The 17,518-nt window shown below is 64.1% G+C and carries 15 protein-coding genes and 1 riboswitch; of the genes, 6 read left to right on the top strand and 9 right to left on the bottom strand.

The window, feature by feature from the left end:
- Window positions 1-21: 21 nt before the first annotated feature.
- The 3 genes from ACYCFC_RS14565 to ahcY all read right to left on the bottom strand — a co-directional run bounded on the left by ACYCFC_RS14565 (window position 22) and on the right by ahcY (window position 4,475).
- Window positions 22-1,833, bottom strand: a complete 1,812-nt coding sequence (locus ACYCFC_RS14565) for a DEAD/DEAH box helicase (protein WP_459652047.1) — start codon at window positions 1,831-1,833, stop codon at window positions 22-24.
- A 241-nt stretch (window positions 1,834-2,074) separates the two neighbouring features.
- Window positions 2,075-2,929: a methylenetetrahydrofolate reductase [NAD(P)H] gene (gene metF, locus ACYCFC_RS14560; protein ID WP_181083650.1), complete on the bottom strand. Its 855-nt coding sequence runs from the start codon at window positions 2,927-2,929 to the stop codon at window positions 2,075-2,077.
- 136 nt (window positions 2,930-3,065) lie between these two features.
- Window positions 3,066-4,475 carry an adenosylhomocysteinase gene (ahcY, locus tag ACYCFC_RS14555; protein WP_459652046.1) on the bottom strand — a complete coding sequence of 470 codons (1,410 nt, stop codon included), beginning with the start codon at window positions 4,473-4,475 and terminating at the stop codon, window positions 3,066-3,068.
- A 22-nt stretch (window positions 4,476-4,497) separates the two neighbouring features.
- Window positions 4,498-4,649, bottom strand: a riboswitch (S-adenosyl-L-homocysteine riboswitch).
- Between the two features lie 174 nt (window positions 4,650-4,823).
- Here ahcY and ACYCFC_RS14550 point away from each other — a divergent pair.
- The gene (locus ACYCFC_RS14550) at window positions 4,824-5,255 is read left to right on the top strand and encodes a hypothetical protein (protein ID WP_459652045.1); all 432 of its coding nucleotides are present in this window, start codon (window positions 4,824-4,826) and stop codon (window positions 5,253-5,255) included.
- A gap of 94 nt (window positions 5,256-5,349) precedes the next feature.
- Complete coding sequence (locus tag ACYCFC_RS14545) at window positions 5,350-5,796, top strand: c-type cytochrome (protein ID WP_459652044.1); 447 nt, start codon at window positions 5,350-5,352, stop codon at window positions 5,794-5,796.
- A gap of 10 nt (window positions 5,797-5,806) precedes the next feature.
- Here the strand turns inward: ACYCFC_RS14545 and ACYCFC_RS14540 are convergent, their stop codons facing one another.
- From ACYCFC_RS14540 to ACYCFC_RS14530, 3 genes are all read right to left on the bottom strand, one after another.
- Window positions 5,807-6,187 carry a DUF1090 domain-containing protein gene (locus tag ACYCFC_RS14540; RefSeq protein WP_459652043.1) on the bottom strand — a complete coding sequence of 127 codons (381 nt, stop codon included), beginning with the start codon at window positions 6,185-6,187 and terminating at the stop codon, window positions 5,807-5,809.
- A gap of 59 nt (window positions 6,188-6,246) precedes the next feature.
- Complete coding sequence (gene ligB, locus ACYCFC_RS14535) at window positions 6,247-7,914, bottom strand: NAD-dependent DNA ligase LigB (protein ID WP_459652042.1); 1,668 nt, start codon at window positions 7,912-7,914, stop codon at window positions 6,247-6,249.
- Window positions 7,915-8,003: 89 nt separating this feature from the next.
- Window positions 8,004-9,329, bottom strand: a complete 1,326-nt coding sequence (locus tag ACYCFC_RS14530; protein ID WP_459652041.1) for a ferredoxin reductase family protein — start codon at window positions 9,327-9,329, stop codon at window positions 8,004-8,006.
- A 171-nt stretch (window positions 9,330-9,500) separates the two neighbouring features.
- On the opposite strand from ACYCFC_RS14530, the gene ACYCFC_RS14525 reads away from it, so the two are divergent.
- Window positions 9,501-10,430, top strand: coding sequence for an ABC transporter ATP-binding protein (locus ACYCFC_RS14525; RefSeq protein ID WP_459652040.1), 930 nt, complete (start codon window positions 9,501-9,503; stop codon window positions 10,428-10,430).
- Window positions 10,427-11,188, top strand: coding sequence for an ABC transporter permease (locus ACYCFC_RS14520; RefSeq protein ID WP_459652039.1), 762 nt, complete (start codon window positions 10,427-10,429; stop codon window positions 11,186-11,188). Before ACYCFC_RS14525 ends, ACYCFC_RS14520 begins: the two co-directional genes overlap by 4 nt.
- 153 nt (window positions 11,189-11,341) lie before the next feature.
- Here the strand turns inward: ACYCFC_RS14520 and metK are convergent, their stop codons facing one another.
- The 3 genes from metK to ACYCFC_RS14505 form a co-directional block, all read right to left on the bottom strand.
- Window positions 11,342-12,532 (bottom strand): methionine adenosyltransferase, encoded by a 1,191-nt coding sequence (gene metK / locus ACYCFC_RS14515; protein WP_459652038.1) that lies wholly within the window; start codon window positions 12,530-12,532, stop codon window positions 11,342-11,344.
- 14 nt (window positions 12,533-12,546) lie between these two features.
- Window positions 12,547-13,548: an ArsR/SmtB family transcription factor gene (locus tag ACYCFC_RS14510; RefSeq protein WP_459652037.1), complete on the bottom strand. Its 1,002-nt coding sequence runs from the start codon at window positions 13,546-13,548 to the stop codon at window positions 12,547-12,549.
- Window positions 13,549-13,626: 78 nt separating this feature from the next.
- Window positions 13,627-14,226, bottom strand: a complete 600-nt coding sequence (locus tag ACYCFC_RS14505; RefSeq protein ID WP_459652036.1) for a LysE family translocator — start codon at window positions 14,224-14,226, stop codon at window positions 13,627-13,629.
- A 262-nt stretch (window positions 14,227-14,488) separates the two neighbouring features.
- Here ACYCFC_RS14505 and ACYCFC_RS14500 point away from each other — a divergent pair, with 262 nt between their 5' ends.
- On the top strand, window positions 14,489-15,418 hold the full coding sequence (locus ACYCFC_RS14500) for a LysR substrate-binding domain-containing protein (protein WP_459652035.1): 930 nt from the start codon (window positions 14,489-14,491) through the stop codon (window positions 15,416-15,418).
- Between the two features lie 98 nt (window positions 15,419-15,516).
- Complete coding sequence (gene tkt, locus ACYCFC_RS14495; RefSeq protein WP_459652034.1) at window positions 15,517-17,514, top strand: transketolase; 1,998 nt, start codon at window positions 15,517-15,519, stop codon at window positions 17,512-17,514.
- Window positions 17,515-17,518: the final 4 nt, after the last annotated feature.

Genomic DNA, 17,518 nt, shown 5'->3' with positions numbered 1-17,518 from the left:
CGTTTTCATTGGCGTTCCGACTCAGCGATTGCGCGTCAGCAATGCCGGCTTCTCACCGCGTGGGCGCGTAGGTAGCTGATCGAGCTGATCGAGGCTGGGCAAACGATCGATCTTCGACTCCTTGTGAATGATCAGTGGCTGTTTGTCCTTCGGCTTCGCCATGGCTTCCTGGCGGGAGCCACCATCACCATCGATCCGGCGGCCTTCATTCTTGCGCCTTGGCTGGCCTCCACGAGCGGCCTGGCCCTGGCCCTGGCGCTTGCCTTTGCCCTGATTGGCGCCGCCTGACGAGGCGCCTGCACCGCGAGGGCCTGCCGCTGCGCGTGGCTGCGCGTTGCCGGGCTGAGCCGGAGCGCCGGGGCGACGACCACGGCCCTGCTTGCCCTGATAGGGGCTGACGTAATCGACGCTGTTGCCGAAGTTGTCCAGTTCGTCGTCGAGAAAGACTTCCGGATCACGATCACTGGGCAGGCGCGGCGGACGGCTGATCGGTGTGGCGGCACCCTGTGCGGACGAACCCTGAGCCGAGGCTTTCGGCTTGTTGCGACTGCGGCGCTTGCGCTCGCGTTCTTTCGGTTCGCTACTCGATTCCGGGGCCTTGGCGGCGCGCGGCTTGCGCTCGCTGTTGCGCGCCGGGCGCGGTTGGCGGGGTTCGCGGACTTCGGGTTTCTCCGCTTCGACAGTGCTGGCGTCGAAGCCCATCAGGTCGCCATCCGGAATTCTCTGCCGGGTCATGCGCTCGATGCCCTTGAGCAGTTTCTCCTCGTCGGGGGCGACCAGCGAGATCGCCTCGCCGCTGCGTCCGGCACGGCCGGTACGACCGATACGGTGCACGTAATCCTCTTCGACGTTGGGCAGCTCGAAGTTGACCACGTGGGGCAACTGGTCGATGTCCAGGCCGCGTGCGGCGATATCGGTGGCGACCAGAATGCGTACCTGGTTGGCCTTGAAGTCGGCCAGTGCCTTGGTGCGGGCGTTCTGGCTCTTGTTGCCATGAATGGCGGCAGCCGGCAGGCCGTGCTTGTCGAGGTACTCGGCCAGGCGGTTGGCGCCATGCTTGGTGCGGGTGAAGACCAGCACCTGCTCCCAGGCGCCCTGGGTGATCAGGTGCGCCAGCAGGGCGCGCTTGTGCGAAGCCTGCAGGCGGAACACGCGCTGCTCGATGCGCTCGACCGTGGTGTTCGGCGGCGTCACTTCGATGCGCTCCGGCTCATGCAGCAGCTTGCTGGCCAGATCGGTGATGTCTTTCGAGAAGGTGGCCGAGAACAGCAGGTTCTGGCGCTTGGCCGGCAGCTTGGCCAGGACCTTCTTGACGTCGTGGATGAAGCCCATGTCGAGCATGCGGTCGGCTTCATCGAGAACGAGGATTTCCACGTGGGAAAGATCGATGGCCTTCTGGTTGGCCAGGTCGAGCAGTCGACCGGGGCAGGCGACCAGCACGTCGACGCCCTTGGCCAGCGCCTGCACCTGCGGGTTCATGCCGACGCCGCCGAAGATCACCGCGCTCTTGAACGGCAGGTCGCGAGCGTAGAGTTTGAAGCTGTCATGCACCTGGGCGGCGAGTTCGCGCGTCGGTGTCAGTACCAGTACCCGCGGCTGGCGCGGGCCGTGGCGCTGTTCGCGGTCGGGGTGGCCGCCGGGGAACAGAATTTCCAGTACGGGGAGGGCGAAACCACCGGTTTTACCGGTTCCCGTCTGTGCGGCGACCATCAGGTCGCGGCCCTGCAACACGGCGGGAATGGCCCGCTGTTGCACGGGGGTAGGCTGGGTGTAACCGGCGGCCTCGACGGCACCGGCCAAAGCCTCGGAGAGACCGAGGGAAGCAAAGGACATGAGTAATCCTGTCTTGTATAGGGCGAGGCCCTGGGATGGTCATGCCTGGCTTGAATCGCGACTGGCGTGCGATCCCGTCCGGTCCTGCCGCATCGGGAGATGCTGGCATCCGGGCGTAAGCCTGGCGGAAGTGCGGAGTATAACAGAGCTTGTCGACGCCGCATTGGTGGGACAGTGTGTCAGTTCGCAGGTTCATTGACCAGCCCCTGTTTTGCAAGGAGCTGGAGCAGGACACTGTGAATCAACGGGTCAGCTTGAGGTTTTCCCGGATCGCCAGACTCGGCTCGGCCTGGTTCAGGGTGTAGAAGTGCAGACCCGGCGCGCCGCCGGCAAGCAGCTTCTCGCACATCTCGCTGATGACCTGAGTGCCGAAGGCCTGGATGCTGGCCATGTCGTCACCATAGGCTTCCAGTTGCTTGCGCACCCAGCGCGGAATTTCCGCGCCGCAGGAATCGGAAAAGCGTGCCAGCTTGCTGTAATTGGTGATCGGCATGATGCCCGGCACGATCGGTGTTTCCACACCCAGCTTGCGCACCCGCTCGACGAAGTAGAAGTAGCAATCGGCGTTGAAGAAGTACTGGGTGATGGCACTGTCGGCACCGGCTTGAGCCTTGCGCACGAAGTTGCGCAGATCATCCTCGAAGTTGCGCGCCTGCGGATGCATCTCCGGGTAGGCAGCGATTTCGATATGGAAGTGATCGCCCGTCTCGGCGCGGATGAACTCGACCAGCTCGTTGGCGTAGCGCAGCTCGCCGCTGGCCATGCCCATGCCGGACGGCAGATCGCCGCGCAGCGCGACGATGCGGCGGATGCCGGCGTCCTTGTAGGTGTTCAGCAACTCGCGCAGTTCGGTTTTGCTGTCGCCGACGCAGGACAGGTGCGGTGCTGTGGGCACCTTGATCTCGCCGTCGAGCTGCAGCACGGTATTGAGGGTGCGGTCACGGGTCGAACCGCCCGCGCCGTAGGTGCAGGAGAAGAAGTCCGGCTTGTATTCGGCCAGCCGCCGCGCGGTGGCCAGCAGTTTTTCATGCCCGGCTTCGGTCTTGGTGGGGAAGAACTCGAAGCTGATTGAAGGGCGGGATTGGGGTGTGCTCATGACGAATCCAGGGTTGTCGGGCAGGTGCTGCCCGAGACGTCCTTTTATCGATGAAGGCTGAGGCTGGAAGCTGGACGAAAAAGAAGCGCGGTGTCGCCTCTCGTCCAGCTTTCCAGCCTCCAGCCTCCAGCGGCTCTTAGTAGCGGTAGCTATCCGGCTTGAATGGTCCTTCGACCGCCACGCCAATGTAGTCGGCCTGGGTCGGGGTCAGTTGGGTGATGACGCCACCGAAGCCCTTGACCATCTCCAGCGCCACTTCCTCATCGAGTTTCTTCGGCAACACTTCCACGGTCAGGCGTGCGGCCTTCTGCTCTGCGCTCATGCCGGCGAACTTCTGCTCGAAGAGGAAGATCTGCGCCAGCACCTGGTTGGCGAAGGAGCCGTCCATGATGCGGCTCGGGTGGCCGGTGGCGTTGCCCAGGTTCACCAGGCGTCCTTCGGCCAGCAGGATCAGGTAGTCGTCGTTGGCCGGGTCGAAGGTGCCTGCGCCGGTACGGTGGATCTTGTGCACCTGCGGCTTGACCTCTTCCCATGCCCAGTTCTTGCGCATGAAGGCCGTATCGATTTCATTATCGAAGTGACCGATGTTGCAGACCACGGCGCGCTTCTTCAGCGCCTTGAGCATGCCCGCGTCGCAGACGTTGGCGTTGCCGGTGGTGGTGACGATCAGGTCGATCCGGCCCAGCAGCACGGCGTCGATGCAGGCGTCGGTGCCGTCATTGATGCCGTTGTTGTAGGGGGAGACCAGTTCGAAGCCGTCCATGCAGGCCTGCATGGCGCAGATCGGGTCGATTTCCGAGACCTTGACGATCATGCCTTCCTGACGCAGCGACTGCGCCGAGCCCTTGCCCACGTCGCCGTAGCCGATCACCAGCGCCTGCTTGCCCGACAGCAGGTGGTCGGTGCCGCGCTTGATGGCGTCGTTGAGGCTGTGGCGGCAGCCGTACTTGTTGTCGTTCTTGCTCTTGGTCACCGCGTCGTTGACGTTGATCGCCGGGACTTTCAGGCTGCCGGCCTTGAGCATGTCGAGCAGGCGGTGCACGCCGGTGGTGGTTTCCTCGGTGATGCCGTGAACCCGGTCCAGCACCTGCGGGAATTTCTCATGCAGGATCTGCGTGAGGTCGCCGCCGTCGTCCAGCACCATGTTGGCGTCCCACGGCTGGCCGTCCTTGAGGATGGTCTGCTCGATGCACCACTCGTATTCTTCCTCGGTCTCACCCTTCCAGGCGAATACCGGGATGCCGGCGGCGGCGATGGCGGCAGCGGCCTGATCCTGGGTGGAGAAGATGTTGCACGAGGACCAGCGTACCTCTGCCCCCAGCGCGACGAGGGTCTCGATCAGCACGGCGGTCTGGATGGTCATGTGGATGCAGCCGAGGATCTTCGCGCCCTTGAGCGGTTGTGCGGCGGCGTACTTGCGGCGCAGGCCCATCAGCGCGGGCATTTCCGATTCGGCGATGATGATCTCGCGGCGGCCCCAGGCGGCCAGGGAAATGTCGGCGACCTTGTAATCGTTGAAACCGGCAGGCGTCATGACAGCACTCATTGAAGAGTCTCCATTCGTTTTGTGCGAATGGGCGCCGTTGATGCGTATGGTTAACGCCCCATCCGAGCCTGACAGGTGAAGCCTGATCTGGATCTGCCGCGGCGCGACAGGTCAGCCGCGAGGTTTGCAAGATCCAAAACAGGCTTTCGCCCTGCTGCAGCGCCCCTCGGACGGGTGGCGGGCACGACCGAACAGCGTCGGCGGTGTGAAGCGCGGCGATTATAACTGCGCCACCGGCTGCGGCCAATCCCGCACGGGTGGTTCCGTGGTCGAACTTGACTATCGTAAAGACGGTCAACCGCACAGGTTCGGTGAACCCCACCGGGCGCCTTCCCAGGAGTTTCCAGAATGACTCTGCTGCGATCCATCCTGCTTGCCATTGCCGCCGTATTGAGCCTGCCGGCGGCTGCCAATTCCTGTTATGTGAGCGCCGAAACCTCCGGCGCGATACCGCCGCCCGTGGTCACCGAAATGTGTTTTGAATATCAGGGCATGGATGCTGACGCCATCGACTGGGTATGCCAGGACAACGAGGCGATCGAGAGCTCTCGCCGCGAGATACGTGACAGCTGCCCGTCTGGTCACTTCGGTATCTGCACGGCGGCCATCACCCCGGAAACCCTCGCCAACGAACGCGCCACCGGCAGCCAGGCCACGGATACGCCGATGCCGACGACCGTGCCGGAGGATGCGCGCATCCTGACCTATCACTACGAAGCGAGCGACCGCGCCCAGGCCCGGATCGATTGCGAAAGCGCTGGGGGCGAGTGGTCGCAGTAGGCCCTCCAGAATACGCCCGCAAACGCTTCAAGGTTGGTGAATCGAGCGCCAGCAGGGATAATCGCCGGCTTTCGTATTGCCGGGTGGTCGAACCATGAAACTGATGTCGTTGATTCTGCCGCTGGTCGCATTGCTGGCGCTGGCCGGTTGTGACCGCATCGATCCCGATTCTCCCTTGGGTAAGCGCAAGGCGATCTATCAGGCGATGCTCGATACCAAGGAAGACCTGGGCGGCATGCTGCGGGGGCGTCTGGCGTTCGATTCGCAGGCCTTCGTTGCCGGTGCGGCCCGTCTCGACGAGTTGTCGCGTCAGCCCTGGCAGCACTATCCCGAGGCCAGGGAAGCGCAGAGCGATGCGCGTGACGAGGTCTGGCAGCGCCAGGAGCGCTTCAACGAAATGGCCCGCGAGCTGGAAAGCCATACCGCCGCGCTGGTTGCCGTGACCACTGCCGCAGAGCCGACGCCCGAGGGCGTGGCGCCGACGCTGCAACGGGTCGAGGATGCCTGCGAAGCCTGCCACAAGGAATTCCGCGCCTACTGATCGGCGGCCATCAGGGCCGCAGGGTTTGGAGCTTTTCGCGCGTCCTGGCCAGCTGGTTGCGGCGCAGTTCGATCAGCTGGGCATCGCCGGTCCCCAGTGCCTCGCGCAGCAGCGTCTCGCGGCGTTCGACCTGGCGCATGGTCTGCTGGCGCTCTACCTGGGGCGTGCGCAAGGAGGTCAATCCGCTGCACGCTTCGGCCAGGCCCTGCAGTTCGGCGCCGAGCCGGTTCTGCAGTGGCCTGTCGCCTTGCAGCCGCGCCTGCTGCAATTGTTCGCGCAATGACTGGCGCTGCTCGTGACAGGTTGTGTCGGGTTCGATGGCCATTGCCGGCAACGGGCCGATGGCAGCACAAGCGAGTATCAGGGCAGTCGGCCAATGTCTGAATGACATGCCTCGCCTCCATAATTGTTCTCTGATTTCTATCGACCGCACCTTTGGCTGAAAGTCCCTCAGAAGCCGGATATCCCTGCCTGACGCAGACGTTCGCGTAGCGGCTGCAGCTGTTCGGCGTTGAAGAAGGCCTGCAACTGGCGCGCCCGTGTCGCTCCGATGCCGGGCTCGGCTTGCCACTGGGCGGCGTTGCGGGCGGCCAGGGCGTGCCAGTCGCCAGTGGCGTCGAGTGCGAGGCTGGCCGGCAGGCCGAGGGCTTGCAGCCATTGCGCCAGCGGCCTGTTGCGCGCCTGAGTGAAGCTGTTGGCCATGGCATCGGCTCGCGTCTCGCCGATGCCGGCGACTTTTTGCAAAGCGTCTGCATCCAGCTCCAGCCAGGCGAGCAGGTCGGGCAGCAGTCCGGCGTCCAGCAGTGCCTGCCAGCTTCCGGCGCCGATACCGGGCAGATCGAGGCCTTTCTTGCCGCTCAGCCAGTTCAGCCGCGCGAGAAACTGCTGCTCGCAGCTGGGCGTGGGTTGCCAGCAGCTGTGCGGGTGATATTGCACCGGATCGGGCACGATCACGTCGGGGCGTTCGCTGGCGCGCCAGATCACCCTGTCCAGTTGCGGGATGGTCTGGCCGGAGAGCGTGATGGAAACCTGATCGCCGGGGCGAATGTCCAGCGCCTGCCAGCGTTTCAGCGAGCCCAGGTTGAGCGTGCGAATGCGGCGGTCGTCCAGCCGTACCGGTTCGAGTTGCAGCAGCGGCGTGATCCGACCGCTGCGACCGATGCGAAACTCTACCGCGCGCACCTGCGCCAGGGCGCTGCGCGGCGGATACTTCCAGGCGCTGGCCCAGTGCGGTTCGGCCTGCCAGCGTTCGGCGGGCGGTCGCTGGCTCTGGCGCAGCACCACGCCGTCGGTGGCGAAGGGCAGCGGCTGGCGATACCAGTGGTTGCGCCAGTGCCGGGCCTGATCGAGGTCCACCAGTGGCTGGGTGAAGCGCTGGCTATCGGCAAAGCCAAGTGCCGCGAGACGTTCGAGCCGGGCCGGCATGGCCTGCGGGCCGTTGGGCCAGTCCCAGACGAACAGGCCGATAGCCGCCGCAGTGCGGGTGTCGAGGCGGTTTCTCGCCATGGCGCCGGCGACTTGGCTGCGCGCACCGCTGCCACCGGCCTCGGCCTGCACATGGTGTTCCAGTCGCCAGTAGAGTTCACCCTGCAGGATCACCTCGCCGGAAGCTGGCAGTCGTTGCGGGATCGCGAGCAGTTGCCGGGCATTGGCGGTCCAGTCCTGGCCGCTGACGCCGTCGCCACGACTGATGGCCTGTTGCAGCAGGCCATCGCGATAGATCAGAGTGACGGCCACGCCATCGACCTTGGGTTGAATCCACAGGTCCGTGCGCCGCTCGATCCAGTCGCGCACGGCAGCTTCGTCAGCGAGCTTGGCCAGCCCGGTCTGCCGGACAGGGTGGCTCAGTGGGCCGGCGGCACCGGCCAGCGGATCGGCCTGCGGATACTCGCCAGTGGGAAAGCAGCGCTGCCAGTCGTGCAGGCGGGCGCGGCTCTGGTCATAGATCTCGTCATCGACCAGCGACAGGCCGCGCTGGTGATAGGCCTCGTCCCAGAGGGCCAGTCGTTGCTGCAGGTCGAGGATTTCCCGCTGCGCGTGCCCGGCGCTCCAGTCGGGGCAGGCGGCCAGACAGAAGGGCGAAACGAGACATAGCGCTAGTGCGATCGGTTTTTTCATACTGAGCGTCCTTGCTCCGCTAGAGGATGCATCGGCGCCGAGGCCGAGCCGCAACCATTGTCACTCCGTTCGTGGCGGTTGACTGTGCGTCAGCGCATATCGAACAGTTCCTGATGGAAATCCTCCGCTGCCAGGCCGCGCTGTTGCAGGTCCTTGCGCAGGTCGCGGGCGAAGCCCGTCGGGCCACAGAACCAGATATCGCAATCCTGCCAGTGCGGCGCCAGCTGCCGCAGACGGTCGGGCGTCAGGCGTCCGTCCTGGCTGGCCACCAGCACATGCAGGCGTACCCTGGCCTGTTCGGCCAGTCGCCGGACGCGCTCGATGAAGCCGCTGTCCGGGGCGCTGGTACTGTAGAAAAGATCGACATTGGCCTCGTTGCCGCTGTCGGCCAGCGCCTGTAGCTGGCCGATAAAGGGCGCGATGCCGATGCCGCCAGCCACCCAGATCTGCCCTGGCTTGTCGCCGCAGAAGTCGAAGCAGCCGTAGGGGCCTTCAACCTTGACCGGATCACCTTCGCGCAGGGTTTGCGGCAGGGTGCTGGTGTAATCGCCGAGGCCCTTGATGGAAAACGCCAGCCTGCCGTCATTGCGCCATGCCGAGGACAGGCTGAAGGGATGTGGGCCTTCCTTGCTGTCGAAGGTGACGAAGGCGAACTGCCCGGCCTTGTGCCCGGGCCAGGCGCCATCGAGCATGATCTCGACCCGCAGGACGTGGTTGTCGCGGTGATGGGGCAGGCTTTCGATACGACCGACCACCTGATGCTTGCGACCGATGCGACGTGTCAGGGAAATAAAGGCGGCTACGCTGCCCGCGACCATCATGACGATCAGCGCCACGCCCAGCGGCGAACTCCAGTAGGCCGGCGGCGTCAGCACCACCGAATGCAGCACGAATGCCAGATAGAGCAGTGCCAGCCAGCGGTGGGTCCTGAAGAACCAGCGGTAGGGGAAGCGCTTGATCAGCGCCAGCGCGAGCAGGATCGCCGCAGCATAGAAGGCCCACTCGCCGATATCCTCGGCGGTGCCGCGAAAGCTGCGCAGCAGGCCGAAAAATCCCTCGAGCTGCTGGGCGCCGCCCCTGTCGGGCTTTTGCAGCCAGCCGAAACCCACCAGCCATTTCGGGATCTGCCCCCAGGCCCAGTGAAAGGTGCCGATCACCAGAGCGCTGATGCCCAGCCATTTGTGCAGCCGGTAAGTCTTGTCGAGGCCGTCGAAAAAGCGCTCGAAGCGGCCCGGTCGCGCGGCCAGCACCATCGCCACGCTCATCACGCCGATGGCCAGTACGCCGCTGTATTCGACCAGCATCTTGCGGATCGGCCAGAAGTGGTAACGCGGCAGCAGGAAATCATCGACCAGCAGCCACAGCAGCGTCAGACCGACGAGCAGTGCCACGAAGGTGAGCTTTATCTGCTTCATTACAGGCAGGCCTCCCTTGTGCGCCGGCACGAACGCCGGGTTTCGCTCAGCATGCCTGCAGTGCCGGGAGCAGGCCATGATCGTGGTCAGCAGTGTCTAAATGGCCTGTATGAAAGCCGCGCACGCTTTGCCTATACAATCCTGCCTCGATTCCTCTGGAGAGACGATTCCGTGCAACCCGTGATCAGCATCGAACAGCTGAGCAAGACCTATGCAACCGGGCATCCGGCGCTGAAAAACATCGACCTGCAGATCCGCAAGGGCGAGATTTTCGCCCTGCTCGGCCCCAACGGCGCCGGCAAGACCACGCTGATCAGCATCATCTGCGGCATCGTCAATCCCGGCGGTGGGCGGGTGCTGGTCGATGGCCATGACATCGTCCGCGACTACCGCGCGGCGCGCTCGAAGATCGGCCTGGTGCCGCAGGAGCTGTACAACGAAGGCTTCGAGAGCGTCTGGGCGACGGTGCGCTTTTCCCGCGGGCTGTTCGGCAAGAAACCCGATGATGCGCATCTGGAAAAAGTCCTTCGCGACCTTTCGCTGTGGGACAAACGCGATGCGCGCATCCTCGACCTGTCCGGCGGCATGAAACGCCGGGTGATGATCGCCAAGGCGCTGTCCCATGAGCCGTCGATTCTGTTTCTCGATGAGCCGACCGCCGGCGTCGATGTCGAACTGCGCCGCGATATGTGGGAGATGGTGCGCGGTCTGCGAGAGAGCGGGGTGACCATTATCCTCACCACCCACTACATCGAAGAAGCCGAGGAAATGGCCGACCGCATCGGTGTGATCCGCAAGGGCGAGATCATTCTGGTGGAAGACAAGGACGTGCTCATGCACAAGCTCGGCAAGAAGCAGCTCACGCTGATCCTCCAGCGCCCGCTGGACGCACTGCCGGCTGAGCTTGAGACTTTCCAGCTGGAGCTGTCGACCGATGGCACGCAGCTGGTCTACACCTTCGACGCCCAGCATGAGCACACCGGTATCGCCGAGCTGCTCAAGTGCCTGGGTGAGCGGGGTATCGACTTCAAGGATCTGCAGTCGAGCCAGAGCTCGCTGGAAGAGATTTTCGTCAGTCTGGTAAAGGGCAGCCGCACATGAATTTCCACGCGATCCGCGCCATCTATCTGTTCGAGCTGGCCCGCACCTGGCGCACCCTGTTGCAGAGTATCGCCACGCCGGTGATTTCCACGTCGCTGTATTTCGTCGTGTTCGGCTCGGCCATCGGCGCACGCATGGAAGCCATGCACGGCATTCCCTACGCCGCCTTCATCATTCCCGGCCTGATCATGATGGCGCTGCTCACCGAGAGCATTTCCAACGCCTCGTTCGGCATCTATATGCCGCGCTATTCGGGGACCATCTACGAGGTGCTGTCGGCGCCGGTGTCCTATGTGGAAATCGTCATCGGCTACGTTGGTGCGGCGGCGACCAAGTCGATCATCCTCGGCGTGATCATCCTGCTCACCGCACGGCTGTTCGTCGATTACGAAATCCAGCACCCGCTGCTGATGGCGCTGTTCCTGGTGCTGACGGCGGTGACCTTCTGCCTGTTCGGCTTCATCATCGGCATCTGGGCCGATGGTTGGGAAAAGCTGCAGATCGTGCCGTCGCTGATCGTCATGCCGCTGGCCTTCCTCGGCGGCAGCTTCTATTCCATCGAGATGCTGCCGCCGCTGTGGCAGAAGATCACCCTGTTCAATCCGGTGGTGTACCTGATCAGCGGCTTCCGCTGGAGCTTCTACGGCGTCTCGGACATCGGCGTCGGCATCAGCCTGGCGATGATCCTCGGCTTTCTCGCGCTGTGCCTGGGGTTGATCTGGTGGATCTTCCGCACCGGTTACCGGCTGAAGAACTGACGCCCAACAAAAAGCCCCGCGCGGTCTTCACCAGCGGGGCTTTTTCTGCTGCTGTAGGGTGGATCATGCTTCACCGATCCACCGGGTGGCGATCCACCGAGCGGAGCCGAGGTGAATGTAAAAAGCGACATCCACCCTACGCTTGTCGCTGCCTTACAGACCTGCGGCAGCGCGCAGAGCCTCGGCCTTGTCGGTCTTTTCCCAGGTGAAGGCGGTGAAGGTGTCGCTGCCCACCGTCATTTCTATCGGGGTGCGACCGAAGTGGCCGTAGGCGGCGGTGGCCTGGTACATCGGGTGCAGCAGGTCGAGCATGGTGGTGATGGCGTAGGGGCGCAGGTCGAAGACGTCGCGCACCAGCTGGATGATCTTCTCTTCGGCGATCTTGTGGGTGCCGAAGGTGTTGATCGAGATCGAGGTCGGCAACGCCACGCCGATGGCATAGGAGACCTGGATTTCGCAGCGCTCGGCCAGGCCGGCGGCGACGATGTTCTTGGCCACGTAACGCCCGGCGTAGGCCGCCGAGCGGTCGACCTTGGACGGGTCCTTGCCGGAGAAGGCGCCGCCGCCGTGACGGGCCATGCCGCCGTAGGTGTCGACGATGATCTTGCGCCCGGTCAGGCCGCAGTCGCCCACCGGGCCGCCGATCACGAACTGGCCGGTGGGGTTGATGTGGTACTGGGTGTCCTTGTGCAGCAGTTCGGCGGGCAGGCAGTGCTTGACGATCAGCTCCATCACCGCTTCGCGCAGGTCGTTCTGCTTCACTTCCGGGTTGTGCTGGGTGGACAGCACCACGGCGTCGATGCCCACCACCTTGCCGCCCTCGTAGCGGCAGGTGACCTGGCTCTTGGCATCCGGACGCAGCCAGGGCAGCAGGCCGTTCTTGCGCGCTTCGGCCTGGCGCTCGACCAGACGGTGGGAGAAGCAGATCGGCGCGGGCATCAGCACGTCGGTCTCGTTGCTGGCGTAACCGAACATCAGGCCCTGGTCGCCGGCGCCCTGGTCTTCCGGTTTGGAGCGGTCGACGCCCTGGGCGATGTCCACCGACTGCTTGCCGATGATGTTGAGTACACCGCAGGTGGCGCCGTCGAAGCCGACTTCCGAGCTGGTATAGCCGATATCGATGATGACGTCGCGAACGATCTGTTCCAGATCGACCCAGGCGTTGGTGGTGACTTCGCCGGCGACGATCGCCACACCGGTCTTGACCAGGGTTTCGCAGGCCACGCGGGCGTGCTTGTCCTCGGCGATGATGGCATCCAGCACCGCATCGGAGATCTGGTCGGCGATCTTGTCCGGGTGCCCTTCGGACACGGACTCGGAGGTGAAAATCGAGTATTCGCTCATCTATCGGTTTCCTGTTACCGGTGGGTGAGTCGGTTGTCAGCGGCAGGCCGGGAGAAGTGCCGCGCCTGGATCTGAAAACCGTTCTTCAAGCCAATGTAGAGACTCTCGCCGGGCGTGAGCCCCGCAGCATCGGCCCAGTGGGCCAGATCGTCCTGTTCGAAGCCCAGCCAGAGATCGCCGCAGGCCTCCCTGGCCCAGCTCTGGTTATGGCTGCACAGCTCGGTGATCAGCAGGCTGCCGCCCGCCTTCACCAGTCGTGCCAGTTGTTTCATCGCCTCGCCCGGTGCCGCCAGATGGTGCAGGACCATGTTCAGCACCACGCAATCGGCTGCCGGGCAATCGTCTTGCAGGGCATCGGCGAGCTTCAGTTCGACGTTGCCCAGGCCTTCCTGTTCACAATGGTTGCACGCCAGCTCCAGCATCGCCGGGCTGTTGTCCAGCGCCACCACACGGGCGAAGCGCCGGGCCAGCTCGGGCAGGAAGCTGCCGTCGCCGGGGCCGACTTCCAGGGCCGTGGCGCTGGTGTCCAGATTCAGTGCATCGAGCAGCGCCAGCACGCTGTCGCGGTACTGCGGCAGCCCGGCGATCAGGTCCTGGCGCGCCTGGAAGCTGTCGGCCATGCGCGCGAAGAAATCCTCGCTGACGGCGCTGCGCTGGGCGTGTACCGCCGCGATCCGGGCCTGCACATCGACCGGCAGAACCAGCTGGTCGACCTCTTCCAGCAATGCCGCGTGCAGCGTGCCACCGAGGCTGTCGCTCTGGGGCAGGGCGCGGCGATAGAAGATCGCATTGCCTTCGCGCCGCGTTGCCAGCAGGCCGGCCTGGGTCAGCACCTTGAGGTGATGGCTGATGCCGGACTGGCCGGTGGCGAAAATCTGCGCCAGCTCCAGTACGCCAAAGGAATCGCTGGCCAGCGCCCGCAATACCCTCAGGCGCAATGCATCACCGCCGGCCTTGCACAGGGCGGCGAGCTGGTCGCTGTCATCGACTGAAATTCGGGAAATGCGCAGGCTCATGGAGGCGCAGTCTAGTCGCAGGTTTTTCGTCCAGCAACGGCAATATCAAAATATTTTGATATTGGACAAGCTGGGTCGTCAGCCTGCCAGATTGCCGATCCCCATTGCGCAGGAAGTCAGACCAAGCCCCAGCAGGCAGAGGTTGGGCAGGATATGCAGCAGTCGCTGCATGTCCTGGCTGCCGCCGAGGCGTCGCGACAGCAGGCTGTAGGCCAGCAGGACGCTCAGGTCGATGCTCACCCAGATGGCGATCAGCATCGTCGCCTGGCTGGCGAAGGGTTGCGTGGGCAGGATGAAGGTGGGCAGGAAGGCGAGAAAGAACAGGATGTCCTTGGGGTTCGACAAGCCTACGATCAAGGCCCGCCAGAAATGATGTGCATCGCTGCGCGGTCCTGAAGCGGCTTCGCCATCGCCGCACAGGCCGCTCGCGCCAAGCCAGAGCAGATAGAGCCCGCCGAGCACCTGGCCCCATTCGAGGATGAACGGCTCCAGGCCCAGCGCCAGATGGATCAGCAACAGTGCGGCGCTCAACAGAATCAGTGCGGAGATCGCGCCGCCGAGAATGGTCCACAGTGGCCAGCGCTGCCGGGCATCGGTAACCACCAGCGCCACCACCGGGCCGGGCGAGGCGATCAGTACGGCGACTGCGGCGGCGAAGCCGAGGTAGGTGCCGGTCATGGCTTGCAAGGCTCGTTGTGCATGGCATTCTCCAATGAGTTTAATTGATGAGCCTTTGCCGAGCTTGTTCAGCAAAGGCTCAAGGCCATCGTGCCAAGGGCAGTTCCGAGCGAGGCCGAATAAATTCGGCTCTACAGGCCAGGTTTTCATAACCGTAGGGCCGAACTTGTTCGGCCTTGTAGGTAAGGGCCGCGTGAAGTATTGAAAAAGAGGCCCACGCCTGAAAAACGGAAAAAACAACCGGAAAGGATGAGTTTTAGTCATGACGATACCGACACCGCGGCTGCCTCCGCTGTATGCCCTGCGCGCCTTCGAGGTGGCGGCGCGCCTGGGTTCGTTCACGCAGGCGGCCCACAGCCTGTGCATCACCCAGAGCGCCGTGAGCCGGCACGTGAAGACCCTGGAGGAGCACCTCGGTTGCCTGCTGTTCGAGCGCTGCGGCTCGCGGCTGGCGCTGACCGATACCGGGCGACGACTGGCGCAGGAGCTCAAGACGGGCTTCCGCACCCTTGAAAATGCCTGCGCCGCGGTCAGTCGCCGCCAGGGCGGCCTCAGGCTCAAGGCACCGTCGACGCTGACCATGCGCTGGTTGCTGGAGTCGCTGGAGAATTTCCATCTGGCCCAGCCGCACAGCCGCGTGCAGCTCACCAGTGTCTGGATGGACCTGGATACGGTGGACTTCCACAGCGAGCCCTTCGACTGCGCGATTCTGCTCGGCAACGGTGATTTTCCCGCCGACTGGCAGCGGCTCAAGCTCTTCGATGAATGGCTGGTGCCGGTCTGCGCGCCTGCGTTGTGTGGCGATGGGCCCTGGACGCCGCAGCAATTGGCCGGCGCCGAACTGATCCATCCGTCGCGCGACTGCCGCGACTGGCGGCGCTGGTTGCAGCGGGTCGGGCTTGCCGATGCCGTCTCCTGGCAGCGGGGCGTCCTGTTCGACAGCCTGGAGCTGGGTATCTGCGCAGCGATCCAGGGTCGCGGGGTATCGGTGGCCGATCTGGCGCTGGTGAGTGCAGAGTTGCGCAGGGGTACGCTGGTGCTGCCGTTCGAGCAGGCGGTGCGTACCGGCGACAGCTACTATCTGGTCTGGCCCGCCGGTGGTGACGAGCCGGTCGCACTGGCGCACCTGCGTGAGCATCTGCTTCAGCATCTGCCGAAGATGGCCGACCAGCAGATCACCCTGCTGGACTGAGGTCTGAAAGGCGCGCAAGCCATTCAGTCATTGCTCCGCCGTCGCCACTGGGGGAAAATGCCGGCCTTTCCGTGATAGCCCCCGCAGGAGATTCAGCGATGCCCAGCCGTCGTGAGCGAGCCAATGCCATCCGCGCCCTCAGCATGGATGCCGTGCAGAAAGCCAACAGCGGCCACCCCGGTGCCCCGATGGGCATGGCGGACATCGCCGAAGTGCTCTGGCGCGACCACCTCAAGCACAGCCCGACCAACCCGCAATGGGCCGACCGCGACCGCTTCGTGCTGTCCAACGGCCACGGCTCGATGCTGATCTACTCGCTGCTGCACCTGACCGGCTACGACCTGTCCATCGAAGACTTGCAGAATTTCCGCCAGCTGCACAGCAAGACCCCCGGCCACCCCGAACTCGGCTATACCCCAGGCGTGGAAACCACCACCGGCCCGCTGGGGCAGGGCATCGCCAACGCCGTGGGCTTCGCCCTGGCCGAGAAGATCATGGCCGCGCAGTTCAACAAGCCCGGCCATGAAATCGTCGATCACAATACCTACGTGTTTCTCGGCGATGGCTGCATGATGGAAGGTATTTCCCATGAGGTCTGCTCGCTGGCCGGCACCCTCGGGCTGAACAAGCTCACCGCCTTCTACGACGACAACGGCATCTCCATCGACGGCGAGGTGCACGGCTGGTTCACCGACGACACCCCGCGCCGCTTCGAAGCCTACGGCTGGCAGGTGATCCGCAATGTCGACGGCCATGACGCCGACGAAATCCAGATGGCCATCGAGACCGCGCGCAAGAGCGACCGTCCGACGCTGATCTGCTGCAAGACCATCATCGGCTTCGGTTCGCCCAACAAGCAGGGCAAGGAAGACTCCCACGGCGCCGCCCTGGGCGAGGCCGAAATCGCCCTGACCCGCGAAGCGCTGGGCTGGAAGCACGGTCCGTTCGAGATTCCTGCCGAGATCTATGCCGAGTGGGATGCCAAGCAGAAGGGCGCCGATGCCGAAAACGAGTGGAACAAGCGTTTCGCTGCCTATGAAACCGAGTTTCCAGGGCTGGCATCCGAATTCAAGCGCCGCATGGCCGGCGAACTGCCCGCCGACTTCGCCGAGAAGGCCAGCGAATTCATTCGTGAAGTTGCGACCAAGGGCGAAACCATCGCCAGCCGCAAGGCCAGCCAGAACTGCCTGAATGCCTTCGGCCCGCTGCTGCCGGAACTGCTCGGCGGCTCGGCGGACCTGGCCGGCTCCAACCTGACCCTGTGGAAGGGCTGCAAGCCGGTGGTGCAGGAAGACGCCTCGGGCAACTACATGTACTACGGCGTGCGCGAGTTCGGCATGAGCGCCATCATGAACGGTGTCGCCCTGCACGGCGGCCTGATTCCCTACGGCGCGACTTTCCTGATGTTCATGGAGTACGCGCGCAACGCCGTGCGCATGTCGGCGCTGATGAAGCAGCGCGTGCTCTATGTCTTCACCCACGACTCCATCGGCCTTGGCGAAGACGGTCCGACCCACCAGCCCATCGAACAGCTGACCAGCCTGCGCACCACGCCGAACCTGGACACCTGGCGTCCGGCGGATACTGTCGAATCGGCGGTGGCCTGGAAGCATGCCGTCGAGCGCAAGGACGGTCCGAGCGCACTGATCTTCTCGCGTCAGAACCTGCCGTACCACATCCGCGACAACGAAACCGAAGCGGCCATTTCCCGTGGCGGCTACATCCTCAAGAACTGCGCAGGCGAGCCGGAACTGATCTTTATCGCCACCGGCTCGGAAGTGAGCCTGGCGGTCGAAGCCGCCGACCGGCTGACCGCGCAGGGGCGCAAGGTGCGCGTGGTGTCCATGCCCTGCACCAGCGTGTTCGATGCTCAGGACGCTGCCTGGAAGCAGGCCGTGCTGCCGGTGGAAGTCGGTGCGCGCATCGCCATCGAAGCGGCGCACGCGGACTACTGGTACAAGTATGTCGGCCTCGACGGTCGCATCATCGGCATGACCACCTACGGCGAGTCGGCTCCGGCTGGCCAGCTGTTCGAGGCGTTCGGCTTTACCGTCGATAACGTGCTGGCGGTGGCTGAAGAGCTGCTGGAAGACTAAAAGA

This window comes from Stutzerimonas sp. NM35, assembly GCF_054604355.1.
This window is presented reverse-complemented; position numbering and strand designations above follow the sequence as displayed.

Coding starts and splice junctions, on each gene's coding strand:
- ACYCFC_RS14565 (WP_459652047.1), bottom strand. CDS start 1,833: ATGTCCTTTGCTTCCCTCGGTCTCTCCGAGGCTTTGGCCGGTGCCGTC.
- ACYCFC_RS14500 (WP_459652035.1), top strand. CDS start 14,489: ATGACGATACCGACACCGCGGCTGCCTCCGCTGTATGCCCTGCGCGCC.
- ACYCFC_RS14510 (WP_459652037.1), bottom strand. CDS start 13,548: ATGAGCCTGCGCATTTCCCGAATTTCAGTCGATGACAGCGACCAGCTC.
- ACYCFC_RS14505 (WP_459652036.1), bottom strand. CDS start 14,226: ATGACCGGCACCTACCTCGGCTTCGCCGCCGCAGTCGCCGTACTGATC.
- ACYCFC_RS14550 (WP_459652045.1), top strand. CDS start 4,824: ATGACTCTGCTGCGATCCATCCTGCTTGCCATTGCCGCCGTATTGAGC.
- ACYCFC_RS14530 (WP_459652041.1), bottom strand. CDS start 9,329: ATGAAGCAGATAAAGCTCACCTTCGTGGCACTGCTCGTCGGTCTGACG.
- metF (WP_181083650.1), bottom strand. CDS start 2,929: ATGAGCACACCCCAATCCCGCCCTTCAATCAGCTTCGAGTTCTTCCCC.
- tkt (WP_459652034.1), top strand. CDS start 15,517: ATGCCCAGCCGTCGTGAGCGAGCCAATGCCATCCGCGCCCTCAGCATG.
- ACYCFC_RS14540 (WP_459652043.1), bottom strand. CDS start 6,187: ATGTCATTCAGACATTGGCCGACTGCCCTGATACTCGCTTGTGCTGCC.
- ACYCFC_RS14545 (WP_459652044.1), top strand. CDS start 5,350: ATGAAACTGATGTCGTTGATTCTGCCGCTGGTCGCATTGCTGGCGCTG.
- metK (WP_459652038.1), bottom strand. CDS start 12,532: ATGAGCGAATACTCGATTTTCACCTCCGAGTCCGTGTCCGAAGGGCAC.
- ACYCFC_RS14520 (WP_459652039.1), top strand. CDS start 10,427: ATGAATTTCCACGCGATCCGCGCCATCTATCTGTTCGAGCTGGCCCGC.
- ligB (WP_459652042.1), bottom strand. CDS start 7,914: ATGAAAAAACCGATCGCACTAGCGCTATGTCTCGTTTCGCCCTTCTGT.
- ahcY (WP_459652046.1), bottom strand. CDS start 4,475: ATGAGTGCTGTCATGACGCCTGCCGGTTTCAACGATTACAAGGTCGCC.